Annotated in this window: 16 protein-coding genes; 4 read left to right on the top strand and 12 right to left on the bottom strand. The window is 73.4% G+C overall.

The genetic code is table 11. From position 1 onward, the window contains the following. Positions 1-123: 123 nt before the first annotated feature. Genes H1A17_RS24465 through H1A17_RS24445 form a run of 5 tightly spaced genes read right to left on the bottom strand, consistent with a single transcriptional unit; the run spans position 124 to position 7,274 of the window. Complete coding sequence (locus tag H1A17_RS24465) at positions 124-2,298, bottom strand: bifunctional glycosyltransferase family 2 protein/CDP-glycerol:glycerophosphate glycerophosphotransferase (protein WP_145917634.1); 2,175 nt, start codon at positions 2,296-2,298, stop codon at positions 124-126. A 16-nt stretch (positions 2,299-2,314) separates the two neighbouring features. Beyond that, positions 2,315-4,279, bottom strand: coding sequence for a DUF5941 domain-containing protein (locus H1A17_RS24460; protein ID WP_194822986.1), 1,965 nt, complete (start codon positions 4,277-4,279; stop codon positions 2,315-2,317). After that, complete coding sequence (locus H1A17_RS24455; RefSeq protein ID WP_145917632.1) at positions 4,276-5,016, bottom strand: ABC transporter ATP-binding protein; 741 nt, start codon at positions 5,014-5,016, stop codon at positions 4,276-4,278. Before H1A17_RS24455 ends, H1A17_RS24460 begins: the two co-directional genes overlap by 4 nt. Next, positions 5,017-5,844, bottom strand: a complete 828-nt coding sequence (locus tag H1A17_RS24450) for an ABC transporter permease (protein ID WP_145917631.1) — start codon at positions 5,842-5,844, stop codon at positions 5,017-5,019. It lies immediately after the preceding gene. Positions 5,845-5,903: 59 nt separating this feature from the next. Continuing rightward, on the bottom strand, positions 5,904-7,274 hold the full coding sequence (locus tag H1A17_RS24445; RefSeq protein WP_194822985.1) for an L-serine ammonia-lyase: 1,371 nt from the start codon (positions 7,272-7,274) through the stop codon (positions 5,904-5,906). A 312-nt stretch (positions 7,275-7,586) separates the two neighbouring features. Between H1A17_RS24445 and H1A17_RS24440 the strand changes: the two genes are divergently transcribed. Further along, on the top strand, positions 7,587-7,793 hold the full coding sequence (locus tag H1A17_RS24440) for a PspC domain-containing protein (RefSeq protein ID WP_088643568.1): 207 nt from the start codon (positions 7,587-7,589) through the stop codon (positions 7,791-7,793). Between the two features lie 180 nt (positions 7,794-7,973). Here H1A17_RS24440 and H1A17_RS24435 read toward each other — a convergent pair whose 3' ends face one another. The 7 genes from H1A17_RS24435 to pdxH all read right to left on the bottom strand — a co-directional run bounded on the left by H1A17_RS24435 (position 7,974) and on the right by pdxH (position 14,047). Next, positions 7,974-8,741: a DUF4230 domain-containing protein gene (locus H1A17_RS24435; RefSeq protein ID WP_194822984.1), complete on the bottom strand. Its 768-nt coding sequence runs from the start codon at positions 8,739-8,741 to the stop codon at positions 7,974-7,976. A 101-nt stretch (positions 8,742-8,842) separates the two neighbouring features. Then, positions 8,843-10,006, bottom strand: coding sequence for an acyl-CoA dehydrogenase family protein (locus H1A17_RS24430; RefSeq protein WP_194822983.1), 1,164 nt, complete (start codon positions 10,004-10,006; stop codon positions 8,843-8,845). A gap of 32 nt (positions 10,007-10,038) precedes the next feature. Further along, positions 10,039-10,344 (bottom strand): type II toxin-antitoxin system VapB family antitoxin, encoded by a 306-nt coding sequence (locus tag H1A17_RS24425; protein ID WP_145917627.1) that lies wholly within the window; start codon positions 10,342-10,344, stop codon positions 10,039-10,041. 180 nt (positions 10,345-10,524) lie between these two features. Then, positions 10,525-11,127, bottom strand: coding sequence for a nitroreductase family protein (locus H1A17_RS24420; protein ID WP_145917626.1), 603 nt, complete (start codon positions 11,125-11,127; stop codon positions 10,525-10,527). 2 nt (positions 11,128-11,129) lie between these two features. Next, entirely contained in the window at positions 11,130-12,059 is a 930-nt protein-coding gene (locus tag H1A17_RS24415; RefSeq protein ID WP_145917625.1) for an aldose 1-epimerase family protein, read from the bottom strand. A 69-nt stretch (positions 12,060-12,128) separates the two neighbouring features. Then, positions 12,129-13,421: an MFS transporter gene (locus H1A17_RS24410; RefSeq protein ID WP_145917624.1), complete on the bottom strand. Its 1,293-nt coding sequence runs from the start codon at positions 13,419-13,421 to the stop codon at positions 12,129-12,131. Further along, positions 13,418-14,047, bottom strand: a complete 630-nt coding sequence (gene pdxH, locus H1A17_RS24405) for a pyridoxamine 5'-phosphate oxidase (RefSeq protein WP_194822990.1) — start codon at positions 14,045-14,047, stop codon at positions 13,418-13,420. The genes H1A17_RS24410 and pdxH overlap by 4 nt, the downstream gene beginning before the upstream one ends. Before the next feature lie 270 nt (positions 14,048-14,317). Here pdxH and H1A17_RS24400 point away from each other — a divergent pair, with 270 nt between their 5' ends. The 3 genes from H1A17_RS24400 to sepH form a co-directional block, all read left to right on the top strand. Continuing rightward, entirely contained in the window at positions 14,318-15,424 is a 1,107-nt protein-coding gene (locus H1A17_RS24400; RefSeq protein ID WP_145917623.1) for a citrate synthase 2, read from the top strand. A 263-nt stretch (positions 15,425-15,687) separates the two neighbouring features. Then, a complete protein-coding gene (gene serC, locus H1A17_RS24395; RefSeq protein WP_194822982.1) occupies positions 15,688-16,815 on the top strand; it encodes a phosphoserine transaminase in 1,128 nt (375 codons plus the stop codon). A 188-nt stretch (positions 16,816-17,003) separates the two neighbouring features. Beyond that, positions 17,004-17,688 (top strand): septation protein SepH (gene sepH, locus H1A17_RS24390; RefSeq protein WP_194822981.1); only part of this gene is annotated, 685 nt, incomplete at its 3' end.

The raw sequence follows: 17,688 nt of genomic DNA, 5'->3' as shown, positions 1-17,688 counted from the left end.
CAGCTTGGCCGAACCCCGGGTTGACTGTGACGAGCATCATCGGGTTAGCACATCGGGTAAACGTGCCATGTTCGACTGATGACAGCCCTATTACGGGCCAGTACGGCGATCCGCCCGGAAACATCACCCCGGCTCGTCGAGAAACACCCGCCGGACCACCCGTTCCGCCGCGTGCCCGTCGTCCCAGCCGCAGAACCGCTCCCGGAACGCCCGCCGGGCCCGCTCGGCCGACGCCCCGGTCACCGCGCCGGAGCGGAAGACTTCCCGCAGCTCGTCGAAGGTCAGCGCGACCGCGCCCGGCGGCTCGGCGGTGACGTCGAAGTAGACCCCCCGGGCCAACCGGTAGGCGTCGTGGTCCGGCGCGTAGATCACGATCGGCCGGTCCAGCACCGCGTAGTCGAACATCGCCGACGAGTAGTCGGTGACCAGCACGTCGGCGGCCAGGTAGAGATCCTCCACGGTGCCGACGTCGCTGACGTCGACCACCCGCCCCCCGGCCCGCCGCCGGACCCGGCCCTCCCGGTCGTGGAAGTAGTGGCTGCGCACCAGCAACCGGCCGGCCGGCCCGAGCACGTCCAGCAGCCGGTACGGGTCGAACGGCGGCCGGTAACCGGGCAGGTGCTCGCGGTGGGTCGGCGCGTAGAGCACCACCCGCTCGTCCGGGGCGATCCCGAGCCCGGCCCGGACCGCGCGTACCTCCTCGGCGGTGGCGGTGACCAGCCGGTCGTTGCGCGGATAGCCCACCTCCAGCCGGACGTAGTCCGCCGGGTAGGCGCGGTCCCACATCTGGGTGGAGAAGGCGTTGGAGGTGATGCTGTAGTCCCACCGGTCCACCCGGCGCAGCAGCCCCGCGAAGTCCATCCCGACCGCGCCGAGCGGATACCGCTGCTGGTCCAGCCCCATCACCTTGACCGGGGTGCCGTGGTGGGTCTGCACGTGCACCTGACCGGGGCGCTTGCGGACGAAGTCCGGAAAGTTGACGTTGTTGACCAGCCAGCGGGCCCGCGCCAGCACCCGCTGGGCGTCGCGGGTGCCGGCGACGACGTACTCGGTTCCGGGTGGGAGGGTGTCGACCCGGTCCCGGCGGACGATCCACACCCCCCGTACCTGCGGGGCGAGCCGGCGGGCGGCGGCGTGCACCGCCGCCGGGTTGCAGGCGTAGCCCCGGTACCAGTAGGCGGCGTAGACGGCAAGCGTCGGGTCGATCGGCCGGCGCAGCTCGGCCCGGTAGTACTCGTGCAGCAGCGCGTCCCGGGCCAGCCGGGCGGTCCGCCGGGCCACCGGCCGGACCCGCCGGCCGGTCACCCGCGCGCTCTCCCGGGCCTGGTTGACGGTGCGCAACGCGCTGAAGGTGTGCCACCGGCCGGCGGCGACCAGCCGGTGCTTGAGCCCGTCCCCGCCGTCCGGCACCGGATAGCCGCCGGGCGGGCGGAAGCGCCGGTGGTCGGCGGTGATCCGCTGGAAGAACGCCGGCCGCAGCGCGGGGGCGATCCGGTCGCCGTTGCCGAGCACGGTCAGGTAGTGCCAGATCATCCGCTCGAACACCACCGGGCGCAGGCCGGCCAGTCCGGGCCGCCCGTCGAGGAACGCGAACACCCGGTGCCACTGCTCGAAGACCTCGAAGTGCCGGCCGTCGAGGGTCCGGGTGATCGCGCCGGCCCGACGCTGGCGGTAGTGCACGCAGACCCGGTCGAGCACGCCGATCCGCCCGGCGGCCAGCAGCACCGGGTAGCTGAACGCGACGTCCTCGTACCAGCCGGGGGTGAAGCGCAGCCCGAGGCCGGTCAGGAACTCCCGACGGACCACCCGGTTCCAGGCGGTGTGCAGCAGGCGCAGGGCCTCGGGCCGCTCCGCCAGCCGGAACGTCGCCGCGCCGGGCGGCTCGGGGAAGACCTCCGGCAGGGCGCTGCGGGTGGCGCGCTCGTCCCAGTGCACCCGGACGTGGTCGACCAGCAGCACGTCGGGGCGGGTGGTGGTGAGCCGGTCGGCGACCTCGGGCAGGCAGTCGGGGGCGAGCCGGTCGTCGCCGTCGAGGAACCAGACGTACTCGCCGGTGGCCCGGTCCAGCCCGACGTTGCGGGCCGGACCGAGCCCGACGTTGCGCGGCAGGCGTACCGCGTGGACTCGGGGGTCACGGGCGGCGTACTCGTCGAGGATGTCGCCGCAGGCGTCCGGGGAGGCGTCGTCGACCCCGATCACCTCGATGTCCCGGTACGGCTGGCCGAGCAGCGAGTCCAGGCACTCGCGCAGGTAGCCCTGCACCCGGAAGGCCGGTACGACGAAGCTGATCAGCGTCATCCGGCCGCCCCCGTCGTCAGCCCGGCGAGGCACCCCGCACGGGTACGGCCGCCGCCCGGCCCGCGCGGGCCGGCAGGACGACCCAGGCCAGCACGACACTCGCCACGAACACCACCAGAATGTACGTACCGATTGTAGCCATGGCAGGGGCGGCAAATCCGGCGATCGCCGCCACCGCCAGCAGCACCGAACGCCCCTCCCAGCCCAGCGTCCAGGCGTGCAACGGCGGGGCCGCCTGCCGCTTCTCCAACCGGGCGGTCAGATCGTAGTGGTGCACGGTCAGCACGAAGACGTACCCGAAGACCAGCCAGGCCGGTACCCCGCCGACCACCCCGACCACGGCGGCGAAGAGGTACTCGCCGGCCCGCAGCGCCGCCGGCACCAGCCAGTCCAGCGGCCCGTTGTGCGCCGCGCCCGCCCCGAGGCCGGCGACCAGCAGCACCACCAGCGCCACCGGCAGCCACCAGCGCAGCCCGCCCGGGTCGCCGTCGCCGGCCGCCCGGAGCAGCCCCACCACCAGCAGCACCGCCGGCCCGAGCGCCCCGAGCACCGCCAGGGTCAGCGGGCCCATCGGGCGGACCACCGGCAGCCGGGCCGCCAGCGGGCCGTCGTCGCGGTGCAGCGTCGCGTCGACCGTGTCCAGCACCGGCACCCACATCCAGCGCGCCCGCAGGGTCCGCAACGCTCCCGTGTAACCGAACGCCAGCACCCCCCACACCAGCACCGCGACCAGGCTGACCAGCGGCCCGAACAGCGCGGCGGTGACCGCGATCAGCGCCCACCGCTCGCCGATCGGGAAGACCACCGTCCGCTTCAGCCAGTACGACACCGAGCCGGTGTCCGCCTGCACCCGGGTCGAGGCGGCGTTCAGCTTCCCGCCGATCCCCCCGGCGGCCGGGCCGGCCGGGCGGGGACGTCGGGCCGCCTCGTCGTGCAGCACCCCGTACCAGGCGTCGGTCATGTGCCGGACGGTCTGCAACGTCATCGCGGCGATGGCCAGCGCCCAGCCGTAGCGGAACCCGGCGTGCGTCGCGCCGTAGCCCAGCCCGGCGTAGACCAGGTACTCCTTCGCCCGGTCGGCCATCGTGTCCAGCCAGCCGCCCCAGGCGCTGAAGTGCCGGGTGTAGCGGGCCAACTGCCCGTCCACGCAGTCCAGCACGAACCCCAGGTAGAGCAGGACCGCGCCGGCCACCAGGGCGGCCCGCCCGCCAACGCCGAAGAGCACCGCCGCGACCACCGCGAACAGCACCGAGATCATGGTGACCCCGGTCGGCGTCAGGCCCAGCCGGGCGCACGCCTTCGTCACGTACGGCGACCAGGTGCTGACGAAGTAGGTGGTGAAGAAGTCGTCCCGTTCCTTCACCGACAGCCGCAGCTGTGCCCGGTCCTCGTCCACCCCGGCCAGGGCCGCCTCGGCGGCGGCCAGCCCGGCCGGATCGGCGACCCGGTGCGCCACGAGCAGGCGTACCCGGTGGGCGAAGGTCAGGGTGCCGAGGTCGGTGAGCGCGGCGAACAGCCGGTCCACGGCGGCCCCGCCCGCCGGGGTGACGGCCGCCGAGCGGGCGGCGGCGGCCAGCGCCGGCAGGTCGTCCACGCCGACCCGCACCGCGCCGCCGAAGACGCCGGTGGCGTCGGACAGCTCCGGGCCGGCGTCGACCACCTGCCCGCGCTCCTCGCGCACCAGCGTCCGGCCGTCGGCCGGCGGGTCGGTGAGCACCAGGGCCACCGTCGGGCCGACCGGGCTGGTCGCCAGATGCCGCAGTACGGCCGTGTGCGCGACCAGGTCGCCCCCGGTGACCAGGACCGGGCCGGTGACGGTGTCCACCAGGGCGGCCAGCGCGGGCAGGTCGGTGACGGTGTGCACCCGGTCCGCCCCGGCCCGGCGCAACTGCCCGGCGAGCCGGTCGGCAAGCGGTTCACCCGTGCCGGTGGGCAGGCCCGCGGCCGGCGCACCGGCGGCGAGCACGATCGCCACGGTCATCGCGGCACCGCGGCGTGGTACGCGTCGAGCGCCTCCGCGACCGTCCCGTCCACGGCCAGCCGCCCGCCGTCGAGGTAGAGACCCCGACGGCAGAACCGGGTCAGGTCCTTCTCGTTGTGTGACACCAGCACCAAGGTGCGCCCCTCCGCGAGCAGTCGGTCGATCGTCGAGTAACACTTCTGGCGGAACTCCGCATCGCCCACCGCGGTCACCTCGTCCATCAGCAGGATCGGGTGCGGCAGGTGCGAGATGATCGCGAACCCGAGCCGCACCTTCATCCCCGACGAGTAGTGCCGCACCGACGTGTCGATGGCCCGTTCCACCTGCTCACCGGCGAACCCGACGATGTCGTCGAAGTGCCGTCGCAGGTAGCCCGTGGAGAGTCCGTGCAGCCCGCCGACCAGGTAGAGGTTCTCCCGGCCGGTCAGGTCGTTGGAGAAGCCGGCGGAGAGTTCCAGCAGCGGCGCGACGTCACCGGAGACGGTGATCCGCCCCTCGTCGGGGATGAGCACCCCGGCGATCAGCCGCAGCAGGGTGCTCTTGCCGGTGCCGTTGCGCCCGATCACCCCGAGCGTGTCGCCCGGCGCGACGGTGAACGAGACGTCCCGCAGCGGCCAGAACTGGCCGGTGGCGGCCCGGCCGCCCCGGTGGATGAACAGCTCCCGCAGCCGGAGCTGCCGACGCCGGTTGCGGACGAACCGGATGCCGAGCCCCTGTGCCTCGATGATCGGCGGCACCTACAGTTCCTTCAGCACGGCCGGTTCGAGCCGGCGGAACGCCCACCAGCCGGCGGCCAGCACCAGCAGGCTCCCGGCGATCGTGGTGGTCAGCAGCCGGGCGTCGGGGAACTCGTCCGGGTACCAGATGGCGTGCTGGAGCTGGAAGATGCCGACCAGCGGGTTCAACTCGTACGCCACCTTCACCCAGCCCGGCATGCCCGACTCCCGGACCAGGCTCAGCGGGTAGATGATCGGGGTGGCGTAGAACAGCACCCGGATGACCAGCCGCATGAACCGTTCCACGTCGCGCATCAGCACGTTCACCGCGGACAGCAGCAGGGCCAGCCCGATCAGCAGGGTGCCCTGCACGGCGACGGCCAGCGGCAGGCTCAGCAGCGACCAGCCCAGCGTGATCCGGCCGTTGGCGGCGTAGACGGCGGCGACGGCCAGCAGGATCGGCAGGCCGGCGACGTACTCGGCGAACCGGCCGGTGACCCGGCCGATCGGGAAGACCTGCCGGGGCACGTTCATCGTGGTGATCAGGCGGGACTGCCCGGTCAGCGCGTTGGTCGCCTCGCTCAGCGCCGAACTCGTCCACATCCAGGCGAAGATGCCGGTGATCAGGAACAGCGGGTACGACCCGGCGGCCTCGCCGAGGTGCCGGTTGGTCGGCCCGGAGTAGAGCACCCCGAAGACGAAGAAGTAGATCGCGCCCATCCCCAGCGGCTCGATCAGCGACCAGAGGTAGCCGAGCACGGACTGCTGGTACTTCACCGCGAGATCGCGTCTGACCAGGATGCGCAGCGAGTTGCGGTGCGACCACAACGCCGTGACGCCTGCGGTCACCGTCGCCTCCCGCCTGACAACAACGGACGACAGGTTAGCAGTCGGTGAACGAACGCCCCTCAGCACTCGATCACGTTGACGGCCAGGCCGCCGCGTGCCGTCTCCTTGTACTTGACCTTCATGTCCGCCCCGGTCTCGCGCATGGTCTTGATGACCTTGTCGAGCGAGACGTGGTGCACCCCGTCGCCACGCAGCGCGAGCCGGGCCGCCGTGATCGCCTTGATGCTAGCCACCGCGTTGCGCTCGATGCAGGGGATCTGCACCAGCCCCCCGACCGGGTCGCAGGTCAGCCCGAGGTTGTGCTCCATGCCGATCTCGGCGGCGTTCTCCACCTGCTCGGGGGTGCCGCCGAGCGCCTCGGCCAGCCCGGCGGCGGCCATCGAGCAGGCCGAACCGACCTCGCCCTGGCAGCCCACCTCGGCCCCGGAGATCGAGGCGTTCTCCTTGAACAGCACCCCGATCGCCCCGGCGGCCAGCAGGAACCGCACCACCCCCTCGTCGGAGGCGTCCGGCACGAACCGGGTGTAGTAGTGCAGCACCGCCGGGATGATCCCGGCCGCGCCGTTCGTCGGGGCGGTCACCACCCGGCCACCGGCGGCGTTCTCCTCGTTGACCGCGAGCGCGAACAGGGTCACCCAGTCCATCGCGCGCAGCGGGTCGGCCGCGCCCGCGTCGGCCTCCAGGCTGCGGCGCAGCTCGGCGGCGCGCCGCCGGACCCGCAACCCGCCCGGCAGTACGCCGTCGCGGGTGCCGCCCCGGGCCACGCACTCCCGCATCACCCGCCAGATGTCCAGCAGCCCGGCCCGGACGTCCGCCTCGCCACGCCAGGACAGCTCGTTGGCGAGCATCACCCCGCTGATCGACAGGCCGGTGCCGGCGGTGACGTCGAGCAGTTCGGCACCGGTGGAGAAGGGGTGCGGCACGGCGGTGGTGTCCACGGTGATCCGGTCCGCCCCGGCCGCCGCCTCGTCAACCACGAACCCGCCGCCGACCGAGTAGTACGTCCGGCTGCGCACCTGCGCCCCTGCCGCGTCCCAGGCCGAGAAGACCATCCCGTTCGGGTGGTACGGCAGTGACCGGCGGCGGTGCAGTACCAGGTCCCGGTCCGGCTCGAAGTCGATCTCCTGGCTGCCGAGCAGGGCGAGCCGGCGTCGGGCGCGGATCTCGGCGACCCGGGGGCCGACGCTGTCGGTGTCCACCGTCTCCGGGCTCTCGCCGGCCAGGCCGAGCAGCACCGCCCGGTCGCTGCCGTGGCCGTGCCCGGTGGCGCCCAGGGACCCGAACAGCTCGACCCCGACCCGGGTCACGGTGTGCAGCAGCCCGTCGGCCTTCAGCCCGGCGACGAAGGTGCGACCGGCCCGCATCGGGCCCACCGTGTGGGAGCTGGACGGGCCGATGCCGACACTGAATAGGTCGAAGACACTGATCATCGCTGCGCTTCCTCGCCGTCGCCCGGGTGGTGCCGGGTCGGGCCGGGTCCGTGGCCGCCCGGGGTCCCCGGTGACCTGCTGATCCCGCCCGGGGTGGGGGCGGTGTCGATCGGCGAGCCTACCCGCCCCGCCCACCGCACCCCGTCGTCCGCACCCCGTCGTCGCGCCGGGCAGGCGTCGGCCGGGGTCGACTCGGGTAACCACCTACGGGTACGGGGTCACCGGATCACCCTCGGGACGGAGGGCACGGTGGCCGCCCCTTCCTACCGTGGAATGCAGCGCGGCGGATCGCCGCAGAGTGGGAGTACGACGATGAGTCGCAAACTGGTCCGACCCCGCGAGGGGCGCATGCTCGCCGGTGTCTGCGCCGGCCTGGCCCGCCGGTTCAACACCTCGGCCACCCTGGTCCGGCTGCTGTTCCTGCTGTCGCTGCTGCTGCCCGGCACGCAGGTGATCGTCTACCTGGTGCTGTGGATCCTGATGCCCAACGAGGACCGCTACGCCACCACCAGCTACTGACCGCGCCGGGCGTCCCCCGGCGGGATTGCGCCCGGCGGGATTGCGCCCGGCGGTCAAGAGGTTTGCGTCAACTTGAAGATCAAGACTGACGCAAACCTCTTGATCACCAAGACCGCCGTCGCACCCCCTACAGCGCCACCGCCTCGCGGCCCCGGGGCCGCGAGGCGGTGGCGCTTCGGGTCAGGAGGCCGTGTAGGTGATGGTGATCTTCTCGTAGCCGAGCGAGCGGAGCAGGCCCTCCAGCATCTTGCGGGTGTTCTCCTCGGCGCGCTGGGCCAGGCCGCTGTCCCGGGCCGCCGTGGTGATCCGCTCCTCGGCCATCCGGTAGACCTGCTGCTGCCGGTTGGGGTCGCCCTTGACCAGGTCACCGATCCGGTTGAACAGGCCGCGCTCCTCGGCGAAGACGTAGCTCTTGTCCATGTCGAGGTTGGTCTCGCCGAGCTGCGGCGCGGGCAGCTTGATCTCGACGGACTTGCCGTCGGCGGACGGCACCACCGCCCCCTCGCCGATCTTGCCGAAGTCGACGTACGCCTCGACGCTGCCCGCCCCGACGAACAGCGTCCGCTGGTTGAGCAGGAACTCCGGCACATTGTTGCGGTCGTTCTGGAGGTCGACCACGACCTGGAAGTTGCCCTCGGCTGCCACGTAGCGACTCAGATCCTGGATCGACTTGAGCAGCGGCGGCTGGCTGCGGTCGGTCTGTTCCTTGGCGAACGGGTTGCGGAAGTCCGGGAAGATCCCGGTCACCTGCGTGCCGAGCAACACCACCACGACCAACGCCGCCGCGCCGAGCACCCAGAGCAGCCCCCGGGCCGGGCCGCCACCCGAGCGGGGCGGGTCGGCCGGCGGGGTGTCGGGGTCGACCGGGTCGCCCGACCGGGTGCGCAGTGTGTCGGCGGTCGGGTAGCCGGGGAACTCACTCTGGGGGGTTTCACCGTCGCGGGCCATCGCCCTCACCGTCCTCGTCAGACACGTACCTCTGTCGATGACGGTACGGCCACCGTACGACGCGCGCGCGGCGAGCGACCCGAACGGGTGACGGGCGGTCGTCAGCCGAAGGCCGACAACCCGGTCAGCCGCTGCCCGACGACCAGTTGGTGGATCTCGGAGGTGCCCTCGTAGGTGAGCACGCTCTCCAGGTTGTTGGCGTGCCGCATCACCGGGTACTCGCCGGAGACCCCGTTCGCGCCGAGGATCGTCCGGCACTGCCGGGCGATCGCCAGCGCCTCCCGCACGTTGTTCAGCTTGCCCACGCTGACCTGGTCCGGCCGCAGCGTGCCCGCGTCGGCCAGCCGGCCCAGGTGCAGGGCGAGCAGCAGCCCCTTGTTCCACTCCACGGCCATGTCGGCGAGCTTGGCCTGGGTGAGCTGGAAGCCGGCCAGCGGACGGCCGAACTGGGTCCGGGTGCCGGCGTAGGACAGCGCCGTCTCCAGGCAGTCCCGGGCCGCGCCGAGCGCCCCCCAGACGATGCCCTGCCGGGCCTCGGTCAGGCAGCTCAGCGGTGCCCGGAGCCCGACCGCCCCGGGCAGCAGGGCGTCCGCCGGCAGCCGCACCCCGTCGAGGGCGATCTCGCCGGTCACCGAGGCCCGCAGCGACATCTTGCGGCGGATCTCGCGCGCCGTCACCCCGGGGGTGTCCATCGGTACGAGGAAACCCCGCACCCCCTCGTCGGTACGCGCCCAGATCACCCCGACGTCGGCGATCGGCGCATTGGTGATCCACATCTTCGCGCCGTCGAGAATCCAGTCGTCGCCGTCGCGGCGGGCCCGGGTGGTCATCGAGGCCGGGTCGGAGCCGTGGTCGGGCTCGGTCAGCCCGAAGCAGCCGATCGCCTCACCGGCGGCCATCGCGGGCAACCAACGCTGCTTGTGTTCCTCGCCGCCGAAGCGCCAGACGGCGTGCATGGCCAGCGAACCCTGCACCGACACCAGGGAGCGGACGCCGGAGTCGCCGGCCTCCAGCTCCAGGCAGGCCAGCCCGTACGCGACCATGGAGGAACCGGCGCAGCCGTACCCGGTCAGGTGCATGCCGAGCAGGCCGAGGCGGCCGAACTCGCGGGCCAGTTCCCGGGCCGGTACGTCGCCGTCCTCGTACCAGCCGGCGACATGCGGGCGGACCCGGTCGTCGACGAGCCGGCGGACGACGGCCCGGATCTGACGTTCCTCCTCGCTGAGCGAGGCGTCGACGTCCAGCAGGTCCAGCGGGGTGCCCATGGCCGCCACCTTAACGACTGCTCAGGCGGGCGTCACTCGGGCTGGCCGTTGTAGACCAGCACCCGGGCGTGGATCTGGTTGCGCTGCTGCAACGCCGCGCGCAACGCCCGGTGCAGGCCGTCCTCCAGGTAGAGGCCGCCGTTCCACTGCACCACGTGCGGGAACAGGTCGCCGTAGAAGGTGGAGTCCTCGGCGAGGAGCTTGTCCAGCGCCAGCTCGCGCTTGGTGGTGATGAGCTGGTCCAACCGCAACGGGCGGGGCGGGATCTCCGCCCACTGCTTCAACGTCAGGTTGTGCTCCGGATAGGGACGCCCGTCCCGGACCGCCTTGAAGATCACGGCACGCTCCCCTCCCCGTGGTCGGGCCGACCCTCGGCGTGGTGCCGGGTCACGCCGAGCTGCCGCACCGTGCGGCACCGATCACGGTGCCAGCCTATCCGCCCCCGCCACACCGCGTTCTGCTCCCCGTTGTCGGTTTCCGTCGCCCCGGCACCCCACCGCGCAGGGTACGAACCGGCATCAACTCCACCGGCCGCGCCGGACCACCTCGTCCACCGGCCGACGCCCCCGCCGCAGCGACGGTGACCGATGGTCCACCGCCCGATAACCTATCGTGACCGCGCCGATCGGGTGGTACTCCCCCGGCACCCCGAACGCCTCCCGGTACGCCGCCAGCCGGTCGGGGGGAATGCCGAAGAAGCACGCCCCCAGCCCCTCGTCCACGGCGGTGAGCAGCATCAGCAGCGCGGCGAAGCCGGTGTCGACGTACCAGTAGGGCACCGGCCAGCGGTCCTCCGAACGGTCCACCCAGCCCTTGTCCGGCTCGGCGTACCGCTCCAGGTAGGCCGAGCGGTTGGCGTGCGGCACCACGATCAGCGGGGCCCGGCGCATCCCGGCCAGCCACCGGTCCCGCCCACCACCGCCGGGCGTGGCCGCCGCCCAGAACCGGTCCCGGTCCGCCGGCTCCTCCAGCACCAGGAAACCCCAGCCCTGGGCGAAGCCGGCCGACGGCGCCCGGACCGCGTGGTCCAGCAGCCGCTGCACCACCTCCGGCGGCACCGGACGGTCCGGGTCGTAGTTACGCACCATCCGGCGACGCCGGACCACCTCGCCGAACTCCATGCTCAGACCCCGGGCCGGATGCCCCAGGTGCCCCGCCAGGTCTCCCCCGGGGCCAGCGCGATCACGTCCCGACCGGACCGGAACGCGTCCGGCGGGCAGGTCATCGGCTCCACCGCCACCGACCGGCGGTGCCGCTCGCCGGTCAGCGCGTCACCGGTGAACACCTGCCACCAGCCGAACTGCCGGTCAGCCCACAGGCGCACCCCGTCCGCGTCGTCCGGGGCGGTCAGGGTCACCGACGAACCACCGTCGTCGTCCCGGATCACGTCGCCGAAGCAGAGGTCGAGCTGCGCGTCGCCGATCGGCCGGGCGGTGGTCCAGTCGTACTCGGTGCCGGCCACCGGGGTCGCCCCGATCGGCAGCAGCCGGGCGTCGACCTGGAGCCGGCTGCGGGCCGGCAGCCGCATCGTCAGGTCGTCCACTGCGACCCCGGCCAGCCGCAGGTACGGGTGCACGGAGAACCCGAAGGGCGCGGCCTCGGCCCCGGTGTTGGTCACCTCGTGCTCGCCGCGCAACCCGTCGGCCCCCACGCTCCACCGGGTCCGCAGCCGCAGCGACCACGGGTAGCCGGGGGTCGGCGGCAGGTCGTAGCCGAGGGTCAGCGCGTCGGCCGACTCCTCGACCGGCTGCCAGCGCACCCAGTTGACCAGGCCGTGCAGGGCGACCCCCCGGGCCGGCTCGGTCAGGTCGAGCTGCAACGACCGGCCGCCGAAGGAGTACTGGCCGTCCCTGATCCGGTTCGGCCAGGGGGCCAGCACGTGCCCGGCGCTACCGGGGCTGATCTCGTCCTCGGCGTACCCGTCGAGGTAGTCGACCCCGTCCCGCCGGTAGGTCCGTACCCCACCGCCGACCTCGACGATGACGGCCTCGTGGCCGTCGGCGGCGATGGTCCACTGTGTCCCCGAGGGCGGGCGGTGCGCAGCGTTGTCCATGCCGTGACCTTAGTCCGTGCCCCGGGCCGCCCACCGGACCCGGCGCACCCGTCCCAGCGGGCGCGGGAGTCAGCCGCGCCCCTGCGCCGCCGCGCCCGCCCGGTAGCGCAGCAGGGCCGGGAAACTCACCACCAGCAGCACCGCCAGCCCGGCCGAGAGCAGCCCGCCGGCCACCCAGGCGACCGAGCCACCGAACCCGGCGGCCATCGCCCCGGCCCGCAGGTCGCCCAGCCGGGGCCCGCCGGCCACCACCACCGTGTTCACCCCCTGGAGCCGACCGCGCATCCGGTCCGGCGCGTAGACCAGCAGCATCGACTGCCGCAGCACCGCACTGACCAGGTCCGCCGCCCCGGCCACCGCGAGCAGCAGCACCACCAGCCAGAGCTGCCGGGCCAGCCCGGCCGCCGCGATGGCCAGCCCCCAGCCGACGACCGCCACCACCAGGGCGAGCCCCTGCCGCCGCAGCCGGCCGATCCAGCCGGAGGTCAGCCCGCCCAGCATCGCGCCGATCGCGATGGCGCTGTAGAGCCACCCCACCGCCGCCCCGCCGCCGAACCGTTCCTGCGCCACCTCGGGGAAGAGCGCCCGGGGCATGGCCAGGATCATCGCGATCAGGTCGATGGCGAACGAGGAGAGCAGCACCGGCGTGGTGGCCAGGTAGCGGAACCCGTCGAGGATGCCGGCCAGGCCACCCCGGCGCACCTCCCCCTCGGCCGGTGGGGCCGGAGGCATCGCGGGCAGCCGTACCGTCGCCACCACCAGCGCGGTGAACAGCAGGGCGTCGGCCGCGTACGCCACCGGCAGCCCGGCGTCGGTGCCGAGCCCGGCGAACACCAGACCGGCGGCGAGCGGGCCGGCCACCGACGCGGCGGTGAAGGTGGTGTAGTTCAGGGTGCTGCCCGCCGGGACCAGTTCGGGTGGGAGCAGCCGGGGGAGGATCGCCGACCGGGCCGGCGAGCTGATCGCGAACGCGATCGAGTGCACCGTCACCAGCGCCAGCAGCAGCACCGGGCTGCCGAAACCGGACAGCGCGTGGCCGAGCAGGCCGAGTACCGACAGCCAGAGCAGCGCCGAGCCGACGAGCAGCACCCGCCGCCGGTCCCGGGCGTCGGCCACCGCCCCGCCCCAGAGGCCGAAGACCAGCAGCGGCAGGAAACCGGCCACCCCGAGCAGCCCGACCCAGAACGAGTCCCGGGTCAGCGCGTACATCTCCACCGGCACGGCGACCGCGGTGAACTGGAACCCGAACATCGCCACCGTGTTGCCGAGCCACATCCGGCGGAACGCGGGGACCCGCAGCGGACGCAGGTCGATGGCCAGCCGACGGGCCCGACCCGTCCGGGCGGTCTCGACGGCGGTCACGGGGCCAGCCGCTCGACGACCCAGTCGCCCCCCTCGACCCGACGGAACCGCAGCCGGTCGTGCAGCCGCCCGGCCCGCCCCTGCCAGAACTCCACCGTCTCGGGGTGGACCCGGAACCCGCCCCAGTGCGGGGGCGCCGGGACCGGCGTGCCGGCCGGGAACCGCTCCGCCACCTCGCGGTACGCCTCCTCCAGCGCGGCCCGGTCCGGCACCACCGCCGACTGGGTGCTCGCCCAGGCCCCGAGCTGGGAGCCGCGCGGCCGGGAGGCGAAGTACGCCTCGGTCTCACCCCGCCCGACGTGCGCCACCCGACCGGTCACCACCACCTGCCGCTGCATCGGGAACCAGGGGAAGACCAGGCTGGCCCACGGGTTGTCGGCCAGTTCGGTGCCCTTGCGCGAGCCGTGGTTGGTGAAGAAGACGAACCCGTCCGGGTCGTACTCCTTGAGCAGCACGGTCCGGCCGCTGGGCCGACCGGCGGCGTCGGCGGTGCCGAGGACCATCGCGTTCGGTTCGGGCAGGCCGGCGGCGACCGCGTCGGCGAGCCAGCGGCCGAACTGGGTGGGCCAGTCGGCGGCCAGATCCGTCTCGGAAAGCCCCAGGTCGGCGGCGTACTCGTGCCGCATGGCCGCCAGGGCGGGTGTGTCGCCCGTCACGTCGTCCTCCTCACGCCGGCCGTCCGCGTCCCGACGACGCTGGTCAGCCCACCGATCAGTCTCACGGAGCGCACCCCGGCGTCCAGCGGCGGGGATGTCGCGTGCAGCACAGTCGCAGCGGGTCGCGCGCTTGGTTACTCACCAGGCAAGATGACACGAACACATCCCTGAGGGTCGCCGTAGGTACCGGGCCGGACCGAGCCCGTGGCGGGCGCACCGAGCCAGAAGCCAGGAGACGACATGGCCGACTTCAAACCGGGCCTCGAAGGCGTCGTGGCCTTCGAGACCGAGATCGCCGAACCGGACCGCGAGGGTGGCGCGCTGCGCTACCGGGGCGTGGACATCGAGGATCTGATCGGCCAGGTCTCCTTCGGCAACGTCTGGGCGCTGCTGGTCGACGGGCGCTTCGGCCCCGGCCTGCCGCCCGCCGAGCCGTTCCCGGTGCCGGTGCACTCCGGTGACATCCGCGTCGACGTGCAGTCCGCGGTCGCCATGCTCGCCCCGTACTGGGGGCTCAGTCAACTGCTCGACATCTCCGACGCCCAGGCCCGCGCCGACCTGGCCCGGGTCTCGGTCACCGCGCTGTCCTTCGTCGCCCAGTCCGCCCGTGGGCTGGGTCTGCCGGCGGTGCCGCAGAAGGAGATCGACAAGGCGGAGACCATCGTCGAGCGGTTCATGAAGCGCTGGCGGGGCGAACCGGACCCGCGGCACGTCAAGGCCGTCGACGCGTACTTCATCTCGGCCGCCGAGCACGGCCTGAACGCCTCCACCTTCACCGCCCGGATCGTCGCCTCCACCGGGGCCGACGCGGCGGCCTGCATCTCCTCGGGTATCGGCGCGCTCTCCGGCCCGCTGCACGGCGGCGCGCCGTCGCGGGTGCTCACCATGCTGGAGGCCGTCGAGCGCAGCGGCGACGCCGAGGGGTACGTCAAGGGCGTCCTCGACCGGGGCGAGCGGCTGATGGGCTTCGGCCACCGCGTCTACCGGGCCGAGGACCCGCGCGCCCGGGTGCTCCGGCGCACCGCCCGGGAGCTGGGCGCACCGCGCTTCGAGGTCGCCGAGGCGCTGGAGAAGGCCGCCCTGGCCGAGCTCCAGGCCCGCCGCCCGGACCGCGTCCTCGCCACCAACGTCGAGTTCTGGTCGGCCGTGGTGCTCGACTTCGCCGAGGTGCCGGCGCACATGTTCACCTCGATGTTCACCTGTGCCCGGATGGGCGGCTGGTCGGCGCACATCCTGGAGCAGAAGAAGCTCCAGCGGCTCGTCCGGCCGTCGGCCCGCTACGTGGGGCCGGGCACCCGCAAGCCGCAGCAGGTCGAGGGCTGGGACGCCATCCCGCACGGCGTCTGAGCACACGTGCTCCGTGAGGGGCGTCGACCGGCCGGTCGACGCCCCTCACGCGTGGCCGACCACCCGCCCCCGGTGTGTCCGACGCCTCAGCCCCGGGCCTGGGACCAGCCGGCATCCGGGCCGCCACGGGTGCGAGGATGAAGGCCGGCAGTGTCGCCGGACCAGGCCCGGACCCGGCCACGTCGTGCGCCAGCGCGCGTCCGCCGCGGCTCCGCGCCCGTTGAAGGGCCCGCCCTCGCCCATGCGGAAGGATCGAGAAAACCGTGGCTGACGCACCGACCATCCGGATTCCCGACGACATCAAGCCCGCCGACGGGCGGTTCGGCTGCGGGCCGTCCAAGGTCCGTCCGGCGGCGGTCTCCGCGCTCGCCGACGTGGCGACCAGCTTCCTGGGCACCTCGCACCGGCAGCAGACCGTCCGGGCCGAGGTCGCCCGGCTCCGCCGGGGCCTGGCCGAGTTCTTCTCCCTCCCCGAGGGCTACGAGGTGGTCCTCGGCAACGGCGGCACCACCGCCTTCTGGGAGGTCGCCACCTTCGGGCTGGTCCGCGACCGGGCCCAGTTCGCCAGCTTCGGCGAGTTCGGCGCCAAGTTCGCCAAATCGGTCTCCGACGCCCCGTTCCTCGGCGAGCCGACCGTGCGCAAGGCCGAGCCGGGCAGCGCCCCCCGCCTGGTCGCCGAGGCCGGGGTGGACGTCTACGCCACCCCGCACAACGAGACCTCCACCGGTGTCGCGGTGCCGATCGGCCGGGTCGCCGACGCCGACCCGGGCTCGCTGCTGCTGGTCGACGCCACCTCCGGGGCCGGCGGTCTGGACGTCAACGTCGGCGAGACCGACGTCTACTACTTCGCCCCGCAGAAGTGCTTCGGTTCCGACGGCGGCCTCTGGCTGGCCCTGATGTCGCCGGCCGCGCTGGAGCGGGCCACCGAGATCAAGGGCTCCGGCCGCTACATCCCGGCCTTCCTCGACCTGGTCACCGCGATCGACAACTCGCGGCTGGAGCAGACCTACAACACCCCGGCGCTGGCGACCATCTTCCTGGCCGCCGAGCAGACCGACTGGATGAACGCGCAGGGCGGCCTGAGCTGGGCGGCCAAGCGCACCGCCGAGAGCGCCGGGATCGTCTACGGCTGGGCCGAGCGGTCCGGGTTCGCCACCCCGTTCGTCACGGATCCGACGCTGCGCTCCAACGTGGTCGCCACCGTCGACTTCGCCGACGGGGTCGACGCCGCCGCGATCGCCAAGGTGCTGCGGGCCAACGGGATCGTCGACACCGAGCCGTACCGCAAGCTCGGCCGCAACCAGCTGCGGGTCGCGCTCTTCCCGGCGGTGGAGCCGTCCGACGTGGAGGCGCTCACCGCCGCCATCGACTACGTGGTCGAGCGGCTCTGATCACACCCGTCACCGTGGGTGGTCGCAGCGGCTGCTGCGGCCACCCACTGTGATCATTGCCGCAGCTCAGTCGCGACATGCGGATTCACCTCCCCCACCTGTGGGCAGATGGGCGTACGGTGGTGCGAGGACGCCCGGGTGGCCGGCTCGTGGCGTGACGGCCAGCGAAGCGGGACGGAGGCTACGCCATGCGCCCAGTACGCTTCGTCGCCCTCTCCGAGGACGGCCAGGCGCTGGTGCTCGCCGACGAGGTCGGGCGCCTGCTCGCCCTCCCGATCGACGAACGCATCGCGACCGTGCTGCACGCCGAGCCCGGTACGCCGCCGCTCGCCGTCGTTCCGGTCGGGGCCGATCCGACCCCGTCACTGTCCCCCCGGGACATCCAGGCCCGCATCCGCTCCGGTGAGTCCGCCGAGGACGTCGCCCGGATCGCCGGCGTCCCCGTCGACCGGGTGCTGCGCTACGCCGGCCCGGTGCTCCAGGAACGGGCCATGCTCGCCCAGCACGCCCGGCGCACCCGGCTCAAGGGCGCCGAGAAGGCCACCCCGCTGGCCGAGGTGGTCAACGGCCGGCTGGCCCAGCACGGCATCGACACCGAGAAGATCTCCTGGGACGCGTTCCGGCGCGACGACGGCACCTGGCGGATCATCGCGACCTGGCCGTCCGGCAAGGCCACCGCGCAGGCCGTCTGGGATCTCGACAAGCTCCGGCAGAACGTCACCCCGCACGACGACATGGCGCAGTACCTGTGCGCCGAGCGTCCCACGCCGATCCTCGGCCAGGAGCCGGCGCCGGAACGGGGCGGTCACGCGCTGCCCGGCCCGTCGCGCGGCGAGCCGAGCCGGGGCGGGCACGGCCTGCCGGCCGCCAGCG

This window comes from Micromonospora sp. S-DT3-3-22 (assembly GCF_015354745.1).
Classification (GTDB): Bacteria; Actinomycetota; Actinomycetes; order Mycobacteriales; family Micromonosporaceae; genus Micromonospora; species Micromonospora wenchangensis.
This window is presented reverse-complemented; position numbering and strand designations above follow the sequence as displayed.